The sequence below is a fragment of the Desulfovibrio sp. JC022 genome (assembly GCF_010470665.1).
Taxonomy (GTDB): domain Bacteria; phylum Desulfobacterota; class Desulfovibrionia; order Desulfovibrionales; family Desulfovibrionaceae; genus Maridesulfovibrio.
On sequence record NZ_VOPZ01000005.1, the window covers coordinates 242,227 to 263,795 of the forward strand.

Below are 21,569 nucleotides of genomic sequence, written 5' to 3' on the forward strand. Positions count from 1 at the left end.
GGGTTTTTGCTATTGTCTGCAAAAAAGACTGTTTATCGTGCCGGAAATTCCACGCACAACAGATGAAAAGTCCTCGGTCCACTGAAAAAACGTATCGAAATAAGAATTGTTGATTCTTCATAAAACGGAGAATACATGGGTGGAGTCACAAAATTATCATACCCAAGCAAAAGGTGCATAAAATAATCATGTAGCGAATGGTCGCTCCCTTTGGTCAATATTGCCCGGTGCTGCGCAGGATCGTCCTTCGAAACATCTCGGGCAAATCTCTGTGTTGCCTGCTCCCCATGCTCATCGAGCACAAAAACAGAAACCACGTCATCATACTTTTCCAGCACGCGTTTTAAAAGCACCCCAAACTGTTCTTCAGACGCATTCGAAAAAAGACTGGCGATCTTATTAACATTGGATTTAATTTTCTGGAAATGCTCTTTCCGGGATTTGATCCGCTCAGAATGAAGTTTCTTGAATTTTGCATAAATACGCTCGACTGTTTCAAGAAAGCCAGCCACGGAATCTCCGTTTTCCGCACCAGCTCCAGGACTTTTGGTATAGAAAAAACCTTGGTGGCAGAAAATATTGGCCTGCAACAGATAGAGAACCTCATCTTCACTCTCCACACCCATTGCTATGGGCATACAGCCCACATGAGCACAACTTTTTACAATATGCTCAATGTTGGCAACATTAAATGTCGGGTCAGACGGATCGCTCCAGACGGAACGCTGCAATTTGATATAATCCGGCTTTCCTTTCAGCAGAATAGCAAGCAACCCTGAATCATGTTCCACCTTATCAAAACAAATTTGAAACCCTTTGTTGCGGCAGAATTCAATAAATTTTAAGCCGTTTTCTTCATTAAGACACTCTGAAGAAATTTCAACAACAATATTTCGAACCGGGACATCTACGTCACTTACAATATCAACAAAAAAATGCTTATCGCAGCAGGCCTTGCTCAGAGCCCTGGCATCAAGATTTATAAAAAGACAAAAATCAGATCGTTGTTTCAAAAATTTGCTGAATCTTTGCAATGCCTGCGAACAACAAATTTTGTCCAGTTCATACAATTGAGCAGGATCAACTTCACTATCAAAGAGATCAACAAGCGAAGAGTCCCCGCCTTCCTCCTTACCACGGGAAAAAGCCTCAAAACCAACCACCTGCTTTGTATTTATCGCTACAACAGGCTGAAAAAGAGTTCGCACTTCATGTGAAGCTAGCAGTGACTCTAATTGTCGGGTATCTGGCACGGAAAGCTGTCTCATATCTACCCCAAAAATTATTTCAGCTAATACGAAACTCCATTCTATGCGATTTACACCCTTATGTCTTTCAAAAGATCACTTATACGATTGCTTAACCATTTCAGGAAATATCATACACAACAACATCACTCATGCCGCAAGGCATCAATGGGATTCATTCTGGCGGCGCGGCGAGCGGGAAAATAGCCGAACACAATACCGACCAGTCCGGAAAAAGCAAAACTTATCAGGATAATGCGCATATCAATGACAAAAGGAATCTTCATGTAACTGGTAACGACCATGGGAATAAGTAAGCCAAGGGATATCCCCAGTAAACCGCCGAACAGGGAAAGTACGACAGCTTCCACAAGAAACTGAATCAAAATATCGTTTTCCTGTGCGCCCACTGCCATACGGATGCCGATTTCACGGGTTCTTTCAGTTACGGAGACAAGCATGATATTCATGATTCCTATCCCCCCCACCAGCAGACTGATGGCGGCAATGGCACTGATAAAAGTTGTGAAGGTCCCGGTCTGTTTCTTTACCGTCTTGATAATTTCCTTCATATCCTCAATGGCAAAATTATTCCCGTGTCCGGGGGGAACCGGACGCCGTTCAATCATGACCTGCTTAAGCTGCCGCTTGAGGGTGGTTGAATCCTGACCGGGACCGCAACCAACCAGAATCATATCGACATCCTTGGTTCCTGAAATCCTGCGCTGCAAAACCTTAAGCGGCACAAGGACTACATCATCCTGCTCCTTGCCGACCATGGAGCCACCCTTGGACTTAAGCACGCCGATCACCTGATAGGCAAAACGGTCGATACGGATGGAAAAACCGATGGGGTTCATTCCCTTAAAAAGATTTTTACTGACCTTTTCTCCAATAATGCAGACGGATTTCCCCACCCTTTCCTCACTGGAACTAAAAATCCTGCCGGATTTAATCTTCCAATTTCTGATGGAAAAATAGCTGCTTTCAGTCCCGGTTACCGAAGTCCGGCAATTATTACTCCCGAAAACCGCCACTGCCCCGGATTCAGCAACAGGCGCAACCCCGCCACAATCAGGAAACTCCCGCTTAATGGCCTCTACATCGGAATTTTTGAATGGAATAAGATTCGATGTTTCCCCGGCGAATCCGACCCCGTTTTCCTCATCAGGATAAATCATGATCATTTTGCTGCCGAGGCTGGAAATTTCACTGGTCAATTTCCGGCTGGCCCCCTGCCCGATAACCACAACGGCAATTACCGACCCCACGCCGATGACAATACCAAGCACAGTCAGGCAGGAACGGAGTTTGTTACGCCGCAGGGTCCGGAAAGAGAGCAGCACAGCTTGTAGAAACATCAGTGACCTTCCTTGATTATCTTGCCGTCCCGGAATTCTATGGTCCGGGATGCCCAAAGAGCCATCTCCGGTTCATGGGTAACCATGACCACGGTTATGCCGTGCTCAGCCTGCAATGAAGTCAGCAATTGCATGATCTCGGTACTGCGCGCAGAGTCAAGGTTACCAGTAGGTTCGTCAGCGAGAAGCAGAAATGGATTACAGACGATGGCACGGGCAATAGCCACCCGCTGCTGCTGACCGCCGGACATTTCCGTGGTGGTATGCATGGCCCGGTCAGCAAGGCCGACTTTATCCAGAGCGTTATAAGCCATCCTGCGCCGTTCCTTCTTGGCAAGGCCCCGGTACACAAGAGGTAATTCAACATTTTCAAGGGCGGTTGTCCGGCTGAGCAGATTGAAGCCCTGAAAGACGAACCCGAGATATCTCCTGCGCAACCGGGCTTTCTGACTTCTATCCAGCGAGGTAACATCAAGCCCCTCAAAGAGATAACTGCCGGAGGAGGGGGCATCCAGACAACCGAGAATATTCATTGTTGTGGACTTACCTGAACCGGAACTGCCCATGACCGCCACGAATTCACCATTCTCAATGGTCATGTCTATGCCGTCCAAAGCCCGAACTTCAGCTCCACCGGTATTGTAGACACGGGTTATATTTTTAAGCTCAATCATTTCCTGCCCGCCTATTCAAATGTGAATGCCATGCTGTTCTCAGCAACTTTTTCCACACGGGATAGAATGATCTCATCTCCTGTGGAGAGCTGTCCTTCAACAATCGCGGTGAACCGACCATTGGTACTGCCTTTGCGTACAGCCATCTTATGCGGAGCACCGTCCCTGAGAACCCAGATAAGGGCATTTTCTGAGGAAGGAGTGTATCGAGGATTCTCAGGAACGATATCCGCAGGAGAAAAACGTAACGCACCGTTGGGAATGATTAATTTGTTCCGAACCTGTTCAATTTCAATCTTTGCAGCAGCGGTCATTCCCGGACGCAAGAGCAGATCTCCGTTGTTCACAGAAAAAATACCCACGTAAGTTACTACACCCTGAACCCGCTGCGGAGCATAACGCAGCTTGATAAGCTTGGCAGGAAACTTTTTCCCGGCATAGGCATCAACTGTAAATACGGCTGTTTGCCCGGCTCTGATCTTGCCCACGTCGGCCTCATCTATATTGAGCTCAAGACGCATATCCTTGAGGCTGGTCGCCAGCGTATAGAGTTGCGGGGTATTCATGCCTGACGAAACGGCCTGCCCGGCCTCCACATGGCGGGTCAGCACAAGGCCGTCAATGGGCGAAGTAATGGAGGCTTTTTTCAAATTAGCGGCGGCTTCATTAAGGTTGGCTTCCGCCCGGCGGACCATGGCTTTGGCTTCTGCCAGATGAGCGTCAGCCATATCGCGGGCGGTCACAGCACTATCAAACTTTTTCTGGGAGACCGCATTTTTATTACGCAGCTTGCCCATGCGCAGGCATTCATTCTTTTTATCTTTCAGATCGACCTGAGATTTACGAACATTTGCGCGGGAAGATTCAAGAGCAGCGCGAAGCTGATTCACGCGGGCCTGCAACTCATCAGTACGCATGCGAGCCAGCAGTTCACCCTTAACAACTTTATCGTTGTAGTCTTTGTAAATTTTATCAATTGTCCCTGAAATTTCACAACCCACGATAACTTTATTGCGCGGCTGCAAGGTCCCGCTGGCAGCAACATCAACAGTGAAATTGCCGAACCGCGCAACAGCGGTCTTATATTCGACCACATCCTCACTGCCATCAAGAAAAGTCACAAAAACTCCCCCTGCAAGCACCAACAATCCCAAAAGAATGAACAATCTTTTCCATCGTCCTTTCTTGTTTTCTGTAAGGGAAGCTACATCAATTTCTCTTTTTTCAGGATGATCAGACATATATATTCCTTCCCGAAACCCGGGAATAAAATGGCAGAACCGGGGGAGGCCGGTTCTGCCGCAGGACGAGCCAACCATAACCCGGCCCGAATAAGGGGAGTCCTTAAATATTTACGTTTCCTTCTTCATCCCGGAACTCAAGAATATCACCGGGCTGACACTCCAAAAACTTGCAGATAGCATCAAGAGTGCTGAACCTGATAGCCTTGGCCTTCCCGGTCTTGAGCACGGACAAATTCTGAGGAGTAATCCCTACAGCCTCAGCCAGATCTTTAGATGAGACCTTCCGCTTTGCCAACATTACGTCGAGGTTAATAAGTATCGCCATATCAACCCCTTAAATTGTAAGTTCCGCTTCGTCCTGAAGCTTGCGTCCTTCATCCATAACCCACGAAATAGCCAGAATCACGCAAGCCACCACAATGTTTCCTATATTGGCATCATCAAAAGTAACTGAAATCAACCGCTCCCCTACGGCATTATTCATGGTCGCAATGTACGAAACAGCAGTCTCAGTAACCGGGAACACAATCTCACCAATCAACAAGGCCCAAGCAGCTCTCCTGTAGCAGGCAGAGTTATCCGCAGTGAAGATCAACCCCTGCGAGTATAGCTCAAAAAGTCTGGCCAATTGCCAGCAGCAATACATTCCAAGGCCAGCGTAAGGAGCTGAGACCAACAGGCCCAGAGCTTTCTGGGTGTCAGTCAGGGGACCTAAATATTCAGGATCGAAGCTCAGCAAAAATTCTGAAACAAAATATGCTTCCGGATCGCCGTCGAACAGAATCCATCCTCCAAATTCAAAAGCAGGAATTGCCAGCAGCATCAGCAAAAAGGCGTATTTCAAAAAAATGCTCATTCTCTTAATCTTGTCCATTTGTCTCTCCGTGCAAAAGTCTTAACCCGTTTTCTGATTCACGACTTACGGCAATGAATTATCGTTTGTCAATAACTTTTCATCTCAAAACATGAACACAAGTTTTCATAAGGCACAAAAAAAGACAGCTGAACCAAGTTCAACTGTCTCAATTTACAAAAATATTTTCCTGATTTTCTTAAACGCGATCAGCTAAAAAAATGATCTAAAATGTCAGGTTGTCTTTGCCAGTCCGCGGGACAGGAAGCCGTAAACCAGGGAGTTTCAATGCGCAAACAATGGAGTTTCATTTTCCCTTTTCTACCACCGTACTTAGCATCCCCTACTATCGGAAAACCGCGCGAGGAAAGCTGCACCCTGATCTGATGGGTACGGCCTGTATGAAGCCTTACGATAAGCAACGATGTTTTCTCGCTCACCTTTACAGGACAAACAGAACTGACGGCCTCTTTACCCGTGCCGACCACAACTTTTTCCTGCCCTTTGGGACCGCGCTTTTCCATTTTGTCACGCAGCTCGGTCCAGCCTTCTTGATCCCAGCCACCTTGCACCTGCGCGAGGTAATATTTCCCACCTTCACCGTGTTCTGCGAAAAAACCGGACAGAGTCTTCTGCCCCTGATGGGATTTCCCAGCCAGAATAACGCCGGAAGTATCACGGTCCAGCCGATGGGCCGGGGCAGGCTTATAAGGAGCATCCGCAAACATGGAAAGAAGGCGGTCAGCAACCGAATCATCATACCCGGTTCCACCCTGCGTAGGCAGTCCTGCTGGCTTGCACACGGCCAGATAATTCTCATCCTCGTAAATGATGGAAAGTGCGGGGAGCTTTTTCTGCTGCGCTTCATCCGCCTTATATGGTGGGATACGCACGATCTGACCTTCACGCACCAGATCGAAAGGTTTGCAGCGGCCTTTATCCACCCGCACATTACCTTTGCGAATCCAACGCATAATGGCCGAACGCGGCACGTCGCTGCCCACCCGTCTCTCAAGAAAACGGACCAGCTTCTGACCTGCTTCAGCTTTAGTAACTTTTACAAATTCTGCGGACATTAAAGTAAACTAGGCAAAAAAGTAACAGTTGCCGGAAAGGCGAGCATCAGCGCGACCAGTGCAACGTAGGCGATCAAGAAATAACTCACGCCCAGAAAAACCCGATCAATGGACACATCCTCAGCCATGGAAGCAACGATAAACGTAGTTACCCCCACTGGCGGGGTGATGGCCCCCAGAGTGGTCACAATGGTAATCAAAACACCGAACCAGACCGGATCGTAACCCATGGCACTGACAATGGGGAAAAAGATGGGGATGGTTATCAGCAGCAGAGCCAACGCATCCATTACCATGCCGCCGATGACGTAGATCACACAGATAAGCAGAATGATAACCGTAGGCGGAATCGGCAATGCTGCCACGAAATTAGCGGCCTCAAACGGGATACGGGTAACAGCCAGAAAACGCCCGAAGATCACAGCCCCAAGCATTACCGTCATGATCATGCAGGAAACTTTTAGGGTATCGCTGACAGCGGCAGTAAATCGTTTAAAAGTCATCTCGCGGGAAACAATGCTGATCAAAAGAGCAAATGCCGCCCCTGCGGCTCCAGCCTCGGTAGGAGTAAACCAACCTGCAAAAAGCCCGCCCATGACCAGCACAAAAAGGATAATCATCTCAATTGAACCGGGCAGAGAGGCCAGCTTTTCCTTGAAGGAAACTTCCGGACCCGCCGGCCCCCAATCCGGGTGGGCAACACACATCATGTATACGGTGAACAGAAAAAGAGCGCAAAGCAGAATTCCGGGAATTACCCCGCCCAGAAACAATCTACTGATGGATTCCCCGGTCTGAAGGCCGATGATGATCAGCACTACACTGGGAGGAATGACCACACCAAGAGTCGCCCCGGCAGCCACAGAGCCGGTGGAAAGAATGGGATTGTACTTGAATTTCTTCATTTCCGGCAGAGCCACGGTGGACATGGTGGCGGCGGTGGCGGTGTTGGACCCGCAGATAGCTGCAAACCCGGCACAGGCCATGACCGTTGCCATGGCAATTCCGCCTCGAATATGCCCCATCCATGCATAGGCGGACTTGTAAAGCCGCTCATTGACCCCGGAATAAAAACAGATCTGGCCCATGAGAATAAACAGGGGGATGACTGTCAGCCCGTAAGATGAAAAAACATTCCAGATTTCAGTCCCCAGCATTCCGTAAGCGGCTTTGAGATTCAAAACCTTGGCAAAGCCGATAAACCCGATAATGCCCATGGCAAAGCCCACGGGTACACGCAGCACAAGAATAACCAGCAGCAGACAGAGAACGCCTACAATTCCAATAGTAATCGGTTCCATAATATTATGCGGGTTTAAGCGGTTCCTTGCCGCGCAGGATACGAAGAATATCAAGCATGATTACAAAAGCCATAGCCAGACAGCCAAAAGCCACGGCAAACACAAAGGGATAAAAATGGATGCCCAAGGTCTCTGAAACCTCTTCAAGGTCATAAAGAAACATGCCCCATTTAAAAGTCTCATTGGCGCAAAAAAAGAAGAACACACAAGAAACCGCACTGGACAATGCATCAAGCACAACCTGTACCGGTCCGGGAAAATGGCGGAATAAAAGTCCCACCGCAATATGGCTGCGATGCAGCTGTGAAAAGCCCAAAGAAAACCCGGCTGTCACCGCACCCAGAAATCCCATCAGCTCAAAGGTCCCCTTGACCGGAACCCAGACAGCACGCGAAACCATGTTCGCGCAGGCCAGCAGAATCATCAGCGTCAGTGCAGTTCCGGCAATTACCGCCAGAGCGCGGCAAATCCAGATGGCAATTTTTTCAAGATAATCAATCATAATATTTATCAAAATCTCCCCGCCAGTATTGGCGGGGAGTTCACAAACCTATTTTTCATATTTAATGCGGGAAACTTCGATATCGGACAAGACAGCTGCACCGTCAATGCCCTTTTCGGCAGCTTTCTTCTTCCAGTCATCAATCAGCGGCAGGGTCTTATCCTTGATGGCTTTCATGTCAGCGTCAGACAACTTGATCATCTCAATGGAATATTTGTCCTTAGCCCATGCAAGAGAACGGGTCACGTGCTCATCCATGTACTTTCCGGTCCATTCAGCCTGCTCACGACCGAGATCGTTGAGAACTTTCTTGACGTCTTCAGGCAGGGAATTCCATGAATTCTTGTTCATGATGATGGCAAAAGGATACACCGCTGTGTTGGTTTCGGTTTCATAACGGCAAATCTCGGCAAAATTCAAGTCCTTAAGCACCTCAAAAGAGGAAAAAAGACCTTTGACCACACCTTTCTGCAAGGCTTCGGGAGTCGCGGACATAGGCATGGAAACCGGGGTCGCACCAAGCGATTCAAGAATTTTGGACAGAATACCGGAAGCACGCACTTCCAGACCTTTCAGGTCGGCAAGAGTACGAACAGGAACCTTGGTCATAATATTGGAAGGTGCGGAAGCGAACATGGTCAGCACCTTGAACTTCTTAAATTCCTTGGGCTGGTATTTGGTATAAAGATCCCAAAGGGCAAGGCTGGCGGAAGTTGAAGTGGTAAATCCAAGCGGAAGCTCAAAGACGGAACTGAGCGGAAATACACCCGGATGATAAGCAAGGCTCACACACCCGATATCGGCCTGCCCCTGCATGACACCGCGCAGGGTATTTTTTGCACCCAGCAGGGTTGATCCGGGATAGGTCTGAACCTGAACTTTACCACCGGTTCTTTTTTCCACTTCCTGTTTCCAGCGTTCCATCTGTACACAGGGAAAAGTTTTAGCAGGTGGAAAGTTTGCATAACTAAGGCTGACTTCCGCCGCAGAAACAACAGAAACAGAACTTAAAAGGACAGCACACAACATGAACACAGCAAGCATCCCGGCTTTTTTTCCGGTTCTCATCACACTTCCTCCATTGTAAGGACTTACTTTTTTGATTGGGCAGCGAAGCAGGGCAAGGCAGCTCCGACTGAAAGAATGGCAGATTATATCATAAAAAAGGCCTCCCGCAAAGAAGCGGGAGGCCCGGTCAAACTGACTTATTGGCCCATATTGAGTTCGTAGGCCATGATGAGAGTTTTGCGGTACTTAACTCCCAGCGATCCGGGATAAGTATTCAGGATGCAATAAAGTTCGTCTGCTCCGTCATTATCAATGTCGGCTACTCCGTAGCTGGTCACTGTTCCTTTGATCCGACGGGTCTTCCAGGCAAGGTTAAGGCCGACTCCATCCCAGTACTCGGCATGAATTTCCCCCTGCGAGAAGTTCTTGTAGTTGGAGAAGACCTGTCCGGCCACAGAAAGGTCTTTATTCAACAAGACTTCTTTTTTATTGGGATCGGAAATAGAAGCAACAGCAATGGGCATGGGAATAAAGTAATTATGCTCCATGCGTTCCTTCTTGTTTTCCTCGTTAAATCCGCGTGACTTTGAAACAGTATCAATAGCTACTGCCGCAGAGTTATAAGTATTGGCACTCTCATAAGTAGGTTCAAGTTTATCATCAAAAAGATTGATCCGCCCATACTTGTTTAAAACAATGATTTTGTAATCGCCACCTTTGATCGGCAGATAAGTCAGGTTAAAAACATTGGTGTTGGCGGGAACTTTCAACTTACGAACCGGAATCAAATCACCGTTGGAATATGTGTATTCAACAAGATCTTTGGAATAAAAAGTTCTGTGCGGGTCAAAACGCTGTCCCACCAGAGCTTCAGTAAAGTTCGGGGGGGTTCTGATAACAGAAAGAAAGTTCTTGCTACGGTCGAGCAGGACCTTGGGAGTCTTACCCTTAAATGAAATGATATATGAGTAAGGCTTCCTGCTCATTTCTGTACACAGGACAACTTCGTAAACTCCGTCCCTGTCCAGATCAATACCGCTTATACGCAATCCGGAAGCACGCTTACCGTAGCTATAGGTAGCGATTTCCTTCAGGTGCTGCCCGTCGATAGCCATAACCTTCACGTCGGTTTCAGACAAAACAACCAGATCTTTTTTGCCGTCACCGGTCACATCCTGCACAAATCCGCCACGGTTAACGAATTTCATGGTCTGGCTGCGCCAGCGTCCGGGAGTTTCTGTTCCGCCCTGATACCTGAACTGGGGGTTAATCTTACTTTCCATAACCTTTCCAGCTCCAGCCGCAGTGACGAACTCAGGGTTCAAGGGGCTGTCCGGACGGGATTCCTCACGTTGTTTCTCTTCTTCGCTGGCTTTTTGGCTACCCGGTTTCTTGAAAAGCTCACCCTTAATATCCTTAGCTATGCCATCAATTGCAGGAATCAGCTCGGAAATTGTAGTCTGGGCACTTTTAGTCCATGAATGCCCATCAGCATTGATCATGCGTACATCCACGGAAGCCTGTTTTCCAACAATCACCACAGAGCCAATAGCAATATAATCAACTTCTAGGGATTGAACTTTCTTGACTTCATCCACTTGATTTTTAGGTGTGTCAGCTTCCTTCAAATCGGCAGAACCGGCCATGGGCTCGAAATGCCCGGTCCAGTTCAAACGTGAAGTCAGCATGGTTTGGACACCACGGCTCAGATACTTGTATTGGGACGGCCCATTAATCTCAAAAGGGTAAACCGCATAGGTACGGGCATCTTTTGCAAAAGCTGCACTGGCAGCCAGCATGGTAACGGCGACAATGAAAAAAATCATCAAACGTCGAAACGACATTGTTAATCCTCCAGACTAAATTTACAGTCAATATATGTTATGATTACAGCATGGTATCCAACAAAAAAATCCTACCGGCAAAGCAAACTGGCGGCAGCCGGCTCTGCCTATTTATTAAAAACGGGTAAAAAGCTTGTAGCAGCTAATGCAGTAGGACGCAAAGTCAAAGAAATGTGCAGACAAACGATTCCCTTGTCAAACAGGCATTGCTGTTTTATCTCTCTGGCTCCTGTTTACAAGGGATTTGAGACTTTTTTATATCCCGGCCTGTCTTTCTTAAGTTATATCAGGCCAGAATTTTACATTATTTTACTTTTTTGCGGCTTCCTGCTCCATTAGCACCCCTCAACCGAAAACTCTTCGACCGCATCACTATATATATGAACACAGATTTAAGAACATTCAGGCTGATCTGCGGACCAAAGGACGTGGAAACAGTGGAAGAGCTGCTCCGCGCGCAGGGTTTTGAATTCAGACCGGAACCATTCTATTCCATGGCCCGCATTCTGGAAAAGGAACCTTTCCCGCTGGGCGAATCCGTAGCCGCCAGATTCGGACGCATTTACATACAGGACCGTTCATCCATGCTGCCGCCGCTCATGCTGGGCCCGGACGAAGGCGATGTGGTGCTGGACATGTGCGCCGCCCCCGGCAGCAAAACCGGACTGTTGGCCCGTCTGGTAGGCCGTGACGGATTCGTGCTGGCCAGCGAACCTTCCAGTGACCGTCTGGCCCTGCTGCGCCAGAATCTGCGCAAAGTGCAGGCTGTGAACACCGCAACGGTTCATTATGAATCCCAAAAACTGCCTCTTCCCCCATCAAGTTGGAAAATCATCCAGCTCGACCCGCCATGCAGCGGCTGGGGCACTCTGAATAAAAACCCAAAGGCTATGGAAGTCTGGAAGGGTGAAAAAACTATCCCGCTGGTCAAGCTGCAACGCAAGCTGCTGAGCAAGGCATACGAACTGCTCGCCCCCGGAGGACGGCTAGTCTACTCCACCTGCACCACCAACGTGCAGGAAAATGAAGAGCAAACCCGTTTCGCCACTGAAGAACTGGGCTTTGAGCTTTTCGATCTCCCGCACCCCGAGGGATTCACCATTGCCGATCCGCTTCTGCCAAACATGGATGGAGTGCTGCGCGTGGATGGTTCCGGCGGAGGACAGGGATTTTATCTTTGCGGGCTGCGCAAGCCGGGTAACGAAGAAAAACAAATCCCGGATACCTGCAATCCTCCGGGTAAAAAAATTAATTTCAAGAGAACCGAAATCCCCGATTCAGTAGATCTCACAGCTCTTCCCGAAGGGGAAATATATGAATTCAAGGGCAAAGCTATGTTTCTGAACAAACATGCCCTAGAAATCCTGCCCAAGGAACTGCGCTGGCAGGGATTCCACATCGGAAAACTGAACCGGGACAAATTCAAGCCAGACCCTTTCGGACGCTGTTTGCTGCCGGAAAAGCCGGACAGTTCGGCACTGGTGATCGAAAATCCGCAGGACATTACCAACCTGCTGGCGGGGCAGAGTCTCTCCGCCCCTGCCAAGGGCAAAGGCCCGGTAGGACTCTATTATAAAGATATGCTGCTCGGATTTACCGGAAAAAAAGGACCCCGGTACATCTGGACGGACAAATAAGAATATAAGGACCAATAAGATAATGAACGGAACAAACCGCCGCCTGCAAAGGCTTTTTGACAAGGAAAGCGGAAACACGCTGATTCTGGCCCTCGACCACGGAGCCAACGAAGGCATGATTGAGGGACTCGGCTCCATCCAGTCCATCCTCGAATCCCTGCCTGCATCCGGAGTTCAAGGTGTCATCCTTAACAAAGGACTGGCCAGACACTACGGGCACCTCGTGCCCACTGATGTAAATCTCATCATCCAGCTCAATGCCGGAACAAGGCACGGCTCCCCTTCCTACAATAAAAACATCGTCTGCTCCATTTCAGAAGCCCTGCGCCTCGGTGCGGACGCGGTCTCCATGCACGTTAACATCGGTAACGAACTGGAAGACCGCATGCTGGTGGACCTCGGCGAAATCACTGATGAAGCTCACCAGTTTGGAATCCCGGTACTGGCAACCGTCCTCGCAAGAGGCGGTCAGATTGTAAATGAGCACGATTCCAGCCTTGTTGCCCACTGCATTCGCATCGGCGCAGAACTGGGACCGGATATCGTAGCCGTACCCTACCCCAACAACGGGGACACTTTCATGAAAGCAGTTGCCGCCAGCCCGATTCCGGTACTGGTCACTGGAGGACCGCTGGGACAGAACTTGGAAGGAGCCCTGAACAACACCGCAGAAGGTTTAAAATCGGGCTGCAAGGGTTGCTGCATCGGGCGGAACATTTTTCAGACCGAAGCCCCCATGGAGAGCATGGAAAAATTCGCGGAAATTGCACACAAAAAACAAGTAATTTCAAGTGATTAAAACTTATTTTAAATATATTTAAAAAATCGTTTGACAAAACAGGCCGACATCGGCAGTATCCCTCTTCGTGGCAGTGAGCAACACCGAATGGAGACAGACATTCAAGGGGCTTACGTTAAACCACACTGACGTGGGCGGATAGCTCAGTTGGGAGAGCATCGGCCTTACAAGCCGAGGGTCACAGGTTCGAGCCCTGTTCCGCCTACCATCGTCAACAAGCGCTGCTTAACGCGCTTTATAAATATATGCGGAGCCGTAGTTAAGCTGGTTATAACGCCGGCCTGTCACGCCGGAGGCCGCGAGTTCGAGTCTCGTCGGCTCCGCCACTTTTCGCGGAGAAGCCATCAATCGTAAGATTGGTGGCTTTTTCTATTTTTAGCATTCCATCAAACGTTTAGAAATCAACCCCGATCCATCACGCCCTCTCAACTAAATAAAACCACTTTATTTCTACCCTTTTCCTTGGCTTCATAAAGAGCGGTATCAGCTTTTTCAACAAGCATCCCAAACTCATCTCCTGCTTTCGGGATTGCAGTAGAAACTCCAAGACTTGCTGAGACAACATCCTCACTATCGGAACTCACATGTTCAATGCCCAAGGATAAAATCTTCTGCCTGACGCTTTCTGCGACTGCCATAGCTCCTGAAGAATCTGTAGAAGGAAGGATAATGGCAAACTCTTCACCCCCATACCGGGCCACCAGATCGGAAGGCCGGCTGACAATCTCAGAAGCTGCCTTGGCAACAGCCGCCAGACAACTGTCCCCTTGCTGATGACCATAGCTGTCATTGTACTTTTTGAAGTAGTCTATATCCATCAGGATGAGTGAAATTGGTTTGTTTTCCCTGATCATCTTTTTCCACTCAGTTTGTATTACCGCATCAAAATGTCTACGGTTTGCTATCCCCGTCAATGCATCCTGTATAGAGAGCAATGCCAGCCTGCGATTGGCTTTTTCCAATTCGGCGGTTCGCTGGGCCACGGTGTCTTCCAAGGTCTGGGAATATTTCTTAAGTTCCTCGTAAAGCCGGACATTTTCAAGCGAAACAACAGCCTGCCCCGCCAAAATTTCCAAAACATCCAACCTCTCCCTGCTGAAGAGGCCTGTTACAACTCCATGTTCAAGGTAAATCACAGCGGCAAGCTCACCCTTGTTCAAAACCGGATAGGCCATCACTGATAAAGGTCTGTTTTCAGCAAAATACGGTTCCTTGCCATAAGTGCCATGCAGGTGCGGCTCCTCAATGATAAGCGGAGCTTTTTCGCGAGCCGCACTTAAAATAAGACCACGGGGAATACTTTCATATTCAGTAAGCTGAACCGGAAACTCAGTTCCAATCACTCTATTAGTGAATGCATCAATCTGCACCATTAATTGGTCATTGTTTGTTTCGACCATAGCGACCCTTTCAGCGCCCATATTTTCCATGATCACAGTCATTATCATTTCCAACAGTTTTGAATAATCCATTTCTGTGGAAAGGGCTTTTACCGACTTGAACAGGCTCCCAACATCCAATGTCTGTATACTGCTCCCGGTAACGGACAGGCTGTGGGCATGCACAGTTGAAAATTTGCTATGCATTTCCTGTGCGGATGATTCCCGGTTGCTCAGCAGATTATGGGCTAGACCATGAGCTTCCCATTTCCTGCAATCAGATATCGCTTCTTCAAAATAGAATCCGGATAATTTGGGATGACCAGCTGATTCGTAAAAACGGCTTGCATTTAAACAGGCAATAATCCGATCGTTTATAAAATCATGCTCTTTTGCAAGGTCAATGGCGGCATCGTAAACTTCACGGGCCAACGCCGAATCACCACGGACTTGAGCCAATTCTGCTTCAAGTAACCTGATCCGGTGAAAATGGTTAACTGGAGAAGCTTCTGCCATTGGTCGCAAAATATCCAGACACTGTTCTGCTACGGCAATGGATTCCGCCTGTTTACTTTTTTCAACTTCATTGAAATTTCGTAGAAAGATTAGTCCCTTGAACTGATAATGCAGAGGGACAAGAAAAAGACCGGTAACACTCTGGATATACTTTTCCGCCAACAGAATATCTTCACGAGCTTCTGCAAGGTGGTCAAACAAATATCCGAGAACAGCCCGGTTAAAATAGAACACAAAAAGTCCGGTATGGTTTCCTGTCGCCTGAAGCTCCTCAAGGACCGGCTCTTCATCCATGATACTGCCGGACAGCTTCCATGGTGAATCCGTTATCTCAAAAAGATTCTCCATATGCTGTCCATAGCACCCGAGAAATACCTGTTGCGGCTTTTGATGGATGGCACGCATGGCTGCCATTGTTTCATTGAGACTGCTATGCAATTCCTTGAGCGGGTAGCCGACTAAAAACTCGAGAAACCATGCACAATGAAGTGAAGATGCCGCAAATGTATGATCCCCTTTTTTCAAGCCCCAGAAATAAGAATCGCGCAGGGGGGCTATGCAGTCACGGATATCCTCTTTCCAATGATATACACCGTTATAAACTCCTGAGAGGGTAATACTTCGGTATTCATCAGCTTCTAAGCGGTCCAGCAGTTTCAGGGAAAGAAGCCCCAGCCGGAAGCCTGTATCCACCTGACCGCAGGAACACAGGATAAGCCCCATAAAAGAGAATGCGACACAAGACTCCTTGCAAACACCGAACTCAATGGAAAGCCGTGTCTGTTCCATTATCATCAGGGGCATGAGCATTGGTGCCGCAATGTACAATGCGTCAAGCACCTGAGTAATAACCTTCATTTCATCCAACATGTCCCTGTCCGTTGCTTCAGGAAGATTCGCAAGGGATTCAATGCCCTGACGATCAATTCTTTTAAGCAAAGCGGTCATGGCCTGCTGGATATGGTCCGGACTGGGATTCTTGGGAAATGTAAGCCCGTAGTCAGCGAGAATAGTTCGGGCCAGCTCTACAGCCTGAACAGAATTGCCCCCGGCATGCATGGTATAAATTTCTTCAAGCCGGATATCAAAAGTATCCCTGAAGTCATGGGCGTGTTCAAGCACAAGGCCGCCGAAGTGGTCAAATTTTGAAAAATTCCCGGACAGACTGGCTGCCTTGGCTGTTTGCGTAAAAAGAGACAAGGCTGTCTCATATTCCAGATTCCAGATGTCCCTCGAAGCAAGTTTGATGGCAATCTCATAAAATTCAAGTGCCTTATCATAAGCAGAAGATGCAACCGCCCTGCGCCCGGCATTTATGTTGAGGGCCATAAGCTGCTTTTTTTCCTCAGCATTCATGATGTCCTGACAGAAGTTGAGATGATGCGCTGCATAAAACACTTTTTCAGCAGAACTGGTTGCTCCCAAATCTTTGGCTATTTCCGTGCCTGCCAACTTGTGAAGGGTCAGGCGGTCCTGCTCGGCAAGGGATGAATACAAGGCTTCCTGAATACGGTCATGTGCAAAACCCAGAACTGTTTCCCCCAAGGGAATGACTATGCCTTCTGAAAAAGCCGGCTTGAGTATTGCCTCAATATCCTGTTGGTCCTGCCCGGTAATTAAAGACAGAATCCCCGTGTCAAATCTATACCCAAGGCAAGAAGCTGTGCTCAACAACTTATAGATGGAGCCTGAAAGTTGAGTCAGGCGGTATTGCATGAATTCCACCATATTCTCAGTTACGTTTTCAGATTGAATCTTTTCGAGGTCCCATACCCAACCTCCTGTGGCAGGCACAAACTCAAGGTACTTATCGGCGTAAATTCCCAGCAGAAACTGCATACTGAAAAACGGATTCCCTCCGGTCTTGGCGTGGATGACATCAGCAAGGGGATCAGTTCCGGCACTATTGGGGAGTACATCCCGCACCAATGCCCGCACATCTTGTCCATCAAGCCCCTCAAGAGGTATCTCGGTCAGCACAGGAAGCTGTTTGAGCTGGCTGTAAACGTGCCTGAAAGGTATATCTCCCTGCAATTCAAGATCACGGAAGGCACAAATCAGCAAAAGATTGGGACATGCGTCACTATCGGCAAGGAGGGTAAAAATATCTTTTGAACCAATATCCATCCATTGGCAGTCGTCGATAAAAATGACCAACGGATGAATATGCTTTTCAACAGCCTCAATAAATTTGCGAATACCGAAAAGGAATCTGTTGCGAGCCTCTTCGCCGACCATTTCCGGGGAAGCTGGCTGCGGACCAATGATATGCTCCAGCTCCGGCAAAGCCTCAACCAGAGCATCGCCGACCCCACCCAAAGCTTCTACCAAATGCTCTTGCCATTGTTTCAGAGAGTCTTCATCTTCAGCCAAAATCCACTTAATGATTTTTCCAAAAGCCTCCATAAAGGCCTGATACGGTCGATCACTCTGGTATTGGTCAAACTTCCCAGCACAAAAAAGACCTTTACTCCGGGTTATCGAATCAAACAATTCACCCACAAGAGCAGTTTTACCTGTACCGGACAAACCGGACACCGTGACAATCTGCTTTTCCCCTGACTCTACAATCTTATAAGCCTGAATCAGCTTTTCCTTTTCTTTTTTCCTGCCGTAGAGTGAACGAGGAGCATGCAGCACGGCGGAAAAATCCGTCCGCCCTAAGAGAAAAGAATGAATATCTGCATGCTGAACCCATTCTTGCCTGCAAATACTGAGATCATCCAGAAGGCCTTTGGCGGTCTGGTACCGATCATCAGGATTTTTAGCCATAAGCTTCTCAATGATGTCTGAAATTGCCCGGGGGATGTCTCTTCTGTATTCTGCGACCGAAGCAGGCTCTTTTGCAATATGGGCATGGACCAATGCCAGTGCATCCTTACCTTGAAATGGCCGGTGCCCCGTAAGTAACTCGTAAAAGGTCACACCGAGAGCATAAAAATCGGCCCGGTTGTCAAGGGCAAGATTCAACCGTCCGGTCTGTTCCGGGGCGATATAATAGAGACTTCCTTCCAGTGTATTGTAGTGGCTGAAAAACTGTCCTCCTCCCAGCCCGAAAGGAACGGATAGCCCGAAGTCAATAATCCGGACGGACACTCCGTCCTCCAGCACAATAATATTTGATGGATTGATATCTTTATGGACATATCCGGCAGCATGGATGTCCCCCAGACATCCGGTCACATTGATGGCTAAATCAAGAAATTTAGCTATGCCCACACTGCCGAAATCGCAGCTCTGGTTAAGGGCCGTTGCACCATTGTCCTCCATGACTATAACAGGATCATGACCAGACGAATCCAGAGCGATTGCCTTGGGCACACTTTGTTCCGGCAGACTGGAAAGAATACTGAATTCGCGGGATAACCTATGAGATTGCTTTGGAATGGCAATAGTATTGCCAAGAGACTTAAGAACAACGGGAAGTCCTTCCGCGGAAACTGCCCGAGCAATGCGAGTGCTTACACTTTCGTAAAAACATTCCTCATTATGGTAGGTTTGCTCGTATCCCATATATAAACTCTCCCGCACATTATCTAATCAATGCATTCAGCCATTTAACAATAAAGCTGTGATCTTAAGACGTTGAAGACATACTATGCTATCATATTACACACGGTGGTACAATATATAGGACAAATTATACGGCAGCCTGCAATGCGAAAAGAGCCCTCATCCACTAAGTAACTTTACCTCTTCCCGTCCTCCCCACACTGGACAATTGACCTCCTGTATAATAGATCTTTTTTATAGGGGAGGAATATTTATGTATGGTTTAGTGAATCAAGGAATACGGAAAATGGTCACCCAGAGCTTTGGAGAGGAAACTTGGGAAGCCATTTGTGACAAGTCCGGGGTTGAAGATGTTTTTGTTGCCATGGAACCTTATCCGGACGAAGTAACACTCAGTCTGGTGGTTGCCGCCAGTGAAGTTCTGGGTTTACCGCCGGAACAAGTTCTGCATGCATTCGGTAAATGGTGGATCGGCAACGCAGCCCGTGAATACAAAGGAATTTTCAATATGACCGGGGATTCTTTTCAGGAATTCCTCGGGAATTTAAACAGCATTCACAGCAGGGTATCGCATATGCTGCCCAAGCTGACGCCGCCATCGTTTAAAATCACAGACCAGACAGATTCATCTCTTGTTGTTCACTATTATTCACAACGACAGGGCTTATCCCCCATGGTCGAAGGAATGATCGAAGGGATCAGCGAATGGTTCAACACTCCTGTAAAAATTGAGCTCATTGATTCTGCGGAGTCAGCTGATCATGCGATTTTCCACGTTTCCTTCGGTTAGTGGACAAAGAGAAAACTGAGCATGATATCCAGAAAACAAATCTTCGAGTCAGCTTTTCCGTTCCATATACTACTTGATCATGACTTGAAAATTACAAGCATAGGCAAGTCACTGCTCAAACTCGGATATGAATTTGAAAATACGACCGTTTTGAATGATCTTTTTCAAATCAAGACTCCGCCGACTGAATTGAATTTCGAAAAAATAGTGGAACAATCATCCACAACTTTCATCCTTGAAGCCCACGATGGAAATCTTATGCTCAAGGGACAGGTGCTCGAAGTAGGCTATCACGGTAAAACCGAGTTGCTTTTTTCGGATCACCTATCTTACGGGATTTAAGCGAAATAGAAAAACTGGGCTTAAAGTTGAACGACTTTGCCCAGCACGACAACACGCTGGACTATCTAGTTCTCATGCAGGTTCAGGAAAGCATCCACAACGATACTCAAAGACTTGCCGATAAACTCCTTGAAGAGACCAAAGCCCGGCGCAAGACTCAGGAGATCCTCGAACAAACCAATCTATCCCTTGAGGACAAGGTTCAGGAAAGGACAAAAGAACTATCCAAAGCAAATAACAGGCTGGAACATTTTGTAGAACGCCTGCGTGCCTCCAACAATGATTTGCGTATTTTGAATGAGACAGGGGAAGAACTCCACCGCTGCCAGACAATATCCGAAGCACTCCCAACTGTCGTCAGAGCGGTTCAAACCCTATTCCCTGACAGCTTCGGCCGTATATCATGTTTTGATGAAGAACTTGGATATTTCAAGATCAGTGCCGAATGGGGCGGACAAAATCATCGCCTTGGAAAAACATTCACACACGAAGACTGTCCGGCAATCGTAGGAAAAACTTCATTTTCCGGACACGGTCCCCATATGGAAAGTGGGTGCCCGGAATTGGAAAACATGGGCGATGAATATTACTTTTGCCGCCCTCTGAGATTTGGCGAAAAGACGTTGGGGCTGATCCATTTTCACTATGGCATGGAAACTTCGTATGAAGACCAAGAAGAATGGCTGCAAAGCAAACAGACCCTTGCTGCAACCCTCGCAGAACATATCGCCCTTGCCCTCTCAAACATCAGGCTGCGTCAGCGTCTTGAGGAAAAATCCATTCGCGACCCGCTTACCCGCTTATTCAATAGACGCTACATGGAACACGTTCTTGAGCAGGAGCTGGCAAAGGCTAAAAGAGACGCCAGTGACACCTTCGGGATTATATTACTTGATGTGGACCACTTCAAAATTTTCAATGATACGCACGGACATCAGGCCGGCGATCAGGCCTTAATCCAGCTATCCGCCATGCTCTCAACACAGGTACGAAAAAGCGATGTTGTATGCCGCTATGGAGGAGAAGAGTTTCTGCTTATACTTGCTAAATCGTCGTCTGAAAACACAGTCAAACGAGCTGAAAATATTCGCGTTGCCGCAAATAAACTTTGTATCGAGTATGAAGGAAAGAGCCTGGGTCCTATAACGGTCTCAGCCGGGGTGACTGGATTCAGCAAAGATGATCAAAAGTTTGAAAACATAATCCGCCGGGCAGATGACGCTCTTTACAAAGCCAAAGAACAAGGACGCAATAAGGTGATCCGCAATTATCCAGATGAGCAATAAAACTCCTGCCAGCACTTGCAACCCAAAAGCTATCAACCTTAGCTTAACCAGTCAGCTGGCTTTTTTTAACTACGCGCGCGATATCGAAATTGTAGATTAAGTTCACTATTTGCAGTATAGGGGCAATCTGCAATGACAAAATCCAATTCAAGCAATTAGTGCGAGCAACAGTAATCATGCTAGGGGCTGGCCGGAAT

Annotated in this window: 18 protein-coding genes and 2 tRNA genes; 8 read left to right on the forward strand and 12 right to left on the reverse strand. The window is 47.8% G+C overall.

Translation table 11 applies throughout. The features are described from left to right. Window positions 1-32: 32 nt before the first annotated feature. The 11 genes from FMS18_RS09960 to FMS18_RS10010 all read right to left on the reverse strand — a co-directional run bounded on the left by FMS18_RS09960 (window position 33) and on the right by FMS18_RS10010 (window position 11,110). Window positions 33-1,268: an EAL domain-containing protein gene (locus FMS18_RS09960; RefSeq protein ID WP_163294034.1), complete on the reverse strand. Its 1,236-nt coding sequence runs from the start codon at window positions 1,266-1,268 to the stop codon at window positions 33-35. A gap of 125 nt (window positions 1,269-1,393) precedes the next feature. Beyond that, window positions 1,394-2,608: an ABC transporter permease gene (locus FMS18_RS09965; protein ID WP_163294036.1), complete on the reverse strand. Its 1,215-nt coding sequence runs from the start codon at window positions 2,606-2,608 to the stop codon at window positions 1,394-1,396. Then, the gene (locus FMS18_RS09970; RefSeq protein WP_163294038.1) at window positions 2,608-3,282 is read right to left on the reverse strand and encodes an ABC transporter ATP-binding protein; all 675 of its coding nucleotides are present in this window, start codon (window positions 3,280-3,282) and stop codon (window positions 2,608-2,610) included. The genes FMS18_RS09965 and FMS18_RS09970 overlap by 1 nt, the downstream gene beginning before the upstream one ends. Window positions 3,283-3,293: 11 nt before the next feature. Next, window positions 3,294-4,523 (reverse strand): efflux RND transporter periplasmic adaptor subunit, encoded by a 1,230-nt coding sequence (locus FMS18_RS09975; protein WP_163294040.1) that lies wholly within the window; start codon window positions 4,521-4,523, stop codon window positions 3,294-3,296. A 103-nt stretch (window positions 4,524-4,626) separates the two neighbouring features. Then, window positions 4,627-4,851, reverse strand: a complete 225-nt coding sequence (locus FMS18_RS09980) for a helix-turn-helix transcriptional regulator (protein WP_163294041.1) — start codon at window positions 4,849-4,851, stop codon at window positions 4,627-4,629. Window positions 4,852-4,860: 9 nt separating this feature from the next. After that, complete coding sequence (locus FMS18_RS09985) at window positions 4,861-5,400, reverse strand: DUF2975 domain-containing protein (protein WP_163294043.1); 540 nt, start codon at window positions 5,398-5,400, stop codon at window positions 4,861-4,863. A gap of 188 nt (window positions 5,401-5,588) precedes the next feature. Next, entirely contained in the window at window positions 5,589-6,455 is an 867-nt protein-coding gene (locus FMS18_RS09990) for an RluA family pseudouridine synthase (RefSeq protein WP_163294045.1), read from the reverse strand. Next, the gene (locus tag FMS18_RS09995) at window positions 6,455-7,756 is read right to left on the reverse strand and encodes a TRAP transporter large permease (protein WP_163294047.1); all 1,302 of its coding nucleotides are present in this window, start codon (window positions 7,754-7,756) and stop codon (window positions 6,455-6,457) included. Before FMS18_RS09995 ends, FMS18_RS09990 begins: the two co-directional genes overlap by 1 nt. 4 nt (window positions 7,757-7,760) lie before the next feature. Then, the gene (locus tag FMS18_RS10000; protein ID WP_163294049.1) at window positions 7,761-8,258 is read right to left on the reverse strand and encodes a TRAP transporter small permease; all 498 of its coding nucleotides are present in this window, start codon (window positions 8,256-8,258) and stop codon (window positions 7,761-7,763) included. A 48-nt stretch (window positions 8,259-8,306) separates the two neighbouring features. Beyond that, window positions 8,307-9,326, reverse strand: coding sequence for a TRAP transporter substrate-binding protein (locus FMS18_RS10005; protein WP_163294051.1), 1,020 nt, complete (start codon window positions 9,324-9,326; stop codon window positions 8,307-8,309). A gap of 137 nt (window positions 9,327-9,463) precedes the next feature. After that, entirely contained in the window at window positions 9,464-11,110 is a 1,647-nt protein-coding gene (locus tag FMS18_RS10010) for an FG-GAP-like repeat-containing protein (protein ID WP_163294053.1), read from the reverse strand. Between the two features lie 39 nt (window positions 11,111-11,149). On the opposite strand from FMS18_RS10010, the gene FMS18_RS10015 reads away from it, so the two are divergent. The 5 genes from FMS18_RS10015 to FMS18_RS10035 all read left to right on the forward strand — a co-directional run bounded on the left by FMS18_RS10015 (window position 11,150) and on the right by FMS18_RS10035 (window position 13,872). Then, the gene (locus FMS18_RS10015; protein ID WP_163294055.1) at window positions 11,150-11,449 is read left to right on the forward strand and encodes a hypothetical protein; all 300 of its coding nucleotides are present in this window, start codon (window positions 11,150-11,152) and stop codon (window positions 11,447-11,449) included. A gap of 41 nt (window positions 11,450-11,490) precedes the next feature. Continuing rightward, window positions 11,491-12,747 carry an RsmB/NOP family class I SAM-dependent RNA methyltransferase gene (locus FMS18_RS10020; RefSeq protein WP_163294057.1) on the forward strand — a complete coding sequence of 419 codons (1,257 nt, stop codon included), beginning with the start codon at window positions 11,491-11,493 and terminating at the stop codon, window positions 12,745-12,747. 22 nt (window positions 12,748-12,769) lie between these two features. Next, window positions 12,770-13,546: a class I fructose-bisphosphate aldolase gene (locus FMS18_RS10025; RefSeq protein ID WP_163294059.1), complete on the forward strand. Its 777-nt coding sequence runs from the start codon at window positions 12,770-12,772 to the stop codon at window positions 13,544-13,546. 132 nt (window positions 13,547-13,678) lie between these two features. Then, window positions 13,679-13,754: transfer RNA gene (locus tag FMS18_RS10030), tRNA-Val, on the forward strand. Window positions 13,755-13,795: 41 nt separating this feature from the next. Next, window positions 13,796-13,872 (forward strand) — tRNA-Asp (locus FMS18_RS10035). A gap of 99 nt (window positions 13,873-13,971) precedes the next feature. Here FMS18_RS10035 and FMS18_RS10040 read toward each other — a convergent pair. Beyond that, on the reverse strand, window positions 13,972-18,954 hold the full coding sequence (locus FMS18_RS10040) for a diguanylate cyclase (RefSeq protein ID WP_163294068.1): 4,983 nt from the start codon (window positions 18,952-18,954) through the stop codon (window positions 13,972-13,974). A gap of 253 nt (window positions 18,955-19,207) precedes the next feature. Here FMS18_RS10040 and FMS18_RS10045 point away from each other — a divergent pair, with 253 nt between their 5' ends. Genes FMS18_RS10045 through FMS18_RS10055 form a run of 3 tightly spaced genes read left to right on the forward strand, consistent with a single transcriptional unit; the run spans window position 19,208 to window position 21,372 of the window. After that, complete coding sequence (locus FMS18_RS10045) at window positions 19,208-19,744, forward strand: heme NO-binding domain-containing protein (RefSeq protein ID WP_163294070.1); 537 nt, start codon at window positions 19,208-19,210, stop codon at window positions 19,742-19,744. 21 nt (window positions 19,745-19,765) lie between these two features. Next, a complete protein-coding gene (locus FMS18_RS10050) occupies window positions 19,766-20,086 on the forward strand; it encodes a hypothetical protein (protein WP_163294072.1) in 321 nt (106 codons plus the stop codon). Window positions 20,087-20,100: 14 nt separating this feature from the next. Further along, window positions 20,101-21,372, forward strand: coding sequence for a diguanylate cyclase (locus FMS18_RS10055; protein ID WP_239061010.1), 1,272 nt, complete (start codon window positions 20,101-20,103; stop codon window positions 21,370-21,372). The last annotated feature ends 197 nt before the right edge of the window (window positions 21,373-21,569 follow it).

Excerpts from the sequence above, each read along its gene's own strand:
- FMS18_RS09960 (WP_163294034.1), bottom strand. The coding sequence starts at position 1,268 with ATGAGACAGCTTTCCGTGCCAGATACCCGACAATTAGAGTCACTGCTA.
- FMS18_RS09965 (WP_163294036.1), bottom strand. The coding sequence starts at position 2,608 with ATGTTTCTACAAGCTGTGCTGCTCTCTTTCCGGACCCTGCGGCGTAAC.
- FMS18_RS09970 (WP_163294038.1), bottom strand. The coding sequence starts at position 3,282 with ATGATTGAGCTTAAAAATATAACCCGTGTCTACAATACCGGTGGAGCT.
- FMS18_RS09975 (WP_163294040.1), bottom strand. The coding sequence starts at position 4,523 with ATGTCTGATCATCCTGAAAAAAGAGAAATTGATGTAGCTTCCCTTACA.
- FMS18_RS09980 (WP_163294041.1), bottom strand. The coding sequence starts at position 4,851 with ATGGCGATACTTATTAACCTCGACGTAATGTTGGCAAAGCGGAAGGTC.
- FMS18_RS09985 (WP_163294043.1), bottom strand. The coding sequence starts at position 5,400 with ATGGACAAGATTAAGAGAATGAGCATTTTTTTGAAATACGCCTTTTTG.
- FMS18_RS09990 (WP_163294045.1), bottom strand. The coding sequence starts at position 6,455 with ATGTCCGCAGAATTTGTAAAAGTTACTAAAGCTGAAGCAGGTCAGAAG.
- FMS18_RS09995 (WP_163294047.1), bottom strand. The coding sequence starts at position 7,756 with ATGGAACCGATTACTATTGGAATTGTAGGCGTTCTCTGTCTGCTGCTG.
- FMS18_RS10000 (WP_163294049.1), bottom strand. The coding sequence starts at position 8,258 with ATGATTGATTATCTTGAAAAAATTGCCATCTGGATTTGCCGCGCTCTG.
- FMS18_RS10005 (WP_163294051.1), bottom strand. The coding sequence starts at position 9,326 with ATGAGAACCGGAAAAAAAGCCGGGATGCTTGCTGTGTTCATGTTGTGT.
- FMS18_RS10010 (WP_163294053.1), bottom strand. The coding sequence starts at position 11,110 with ATGTCGTTTCGACGTTTGATGATTTTTTTCATTGTCGCCGTTACCATG.
- FMS18_RS10015 (WP_163294055.1), top strand. The coding sequence starts at position 11,150 with ATGATTACAGCATGGTATCCAACAAAAAAATCCTACCGGCAAAGCAAA.
- FMS18_RS10020 (WP_163294057.1), top strand. The coding sequence starts at position 11,491 with ATGAACACAGATTTAAGAACATTCAGGCTGATCTGCGGACCAAAGGAC.
- FMS18_RS10025 (WP_163294059.1), top strand. The coding sequence starts at position 12,770 with ATGAACGGAACAAACCGCCGCCTGCAAAGGCTTTTTGACAAGGAAAGC.
- FMS18_RS10040 (WP_163294068.1), bottom strand. The coding sequence starts at position 18,954 with ATGGGATACGAGCAAACCTACCATAATGAGGAATGTTTTTACGAAAGT.
- FMS18_RS10045 (WP_163294070.1), top strand. The coding sequence starts at position 19,208 with ATGTATGGTTTAGTGAATCAAGGAATACGGAAAATGGTCACCCAGAGC.
- FMS18_RS10050 (WP_163294072.1), top strand. The coding sequence starts at position 19,766 with ATGATATCCAGAAAACAAATCTTCGAGTCAGCTTTTCCGTTCCATATA.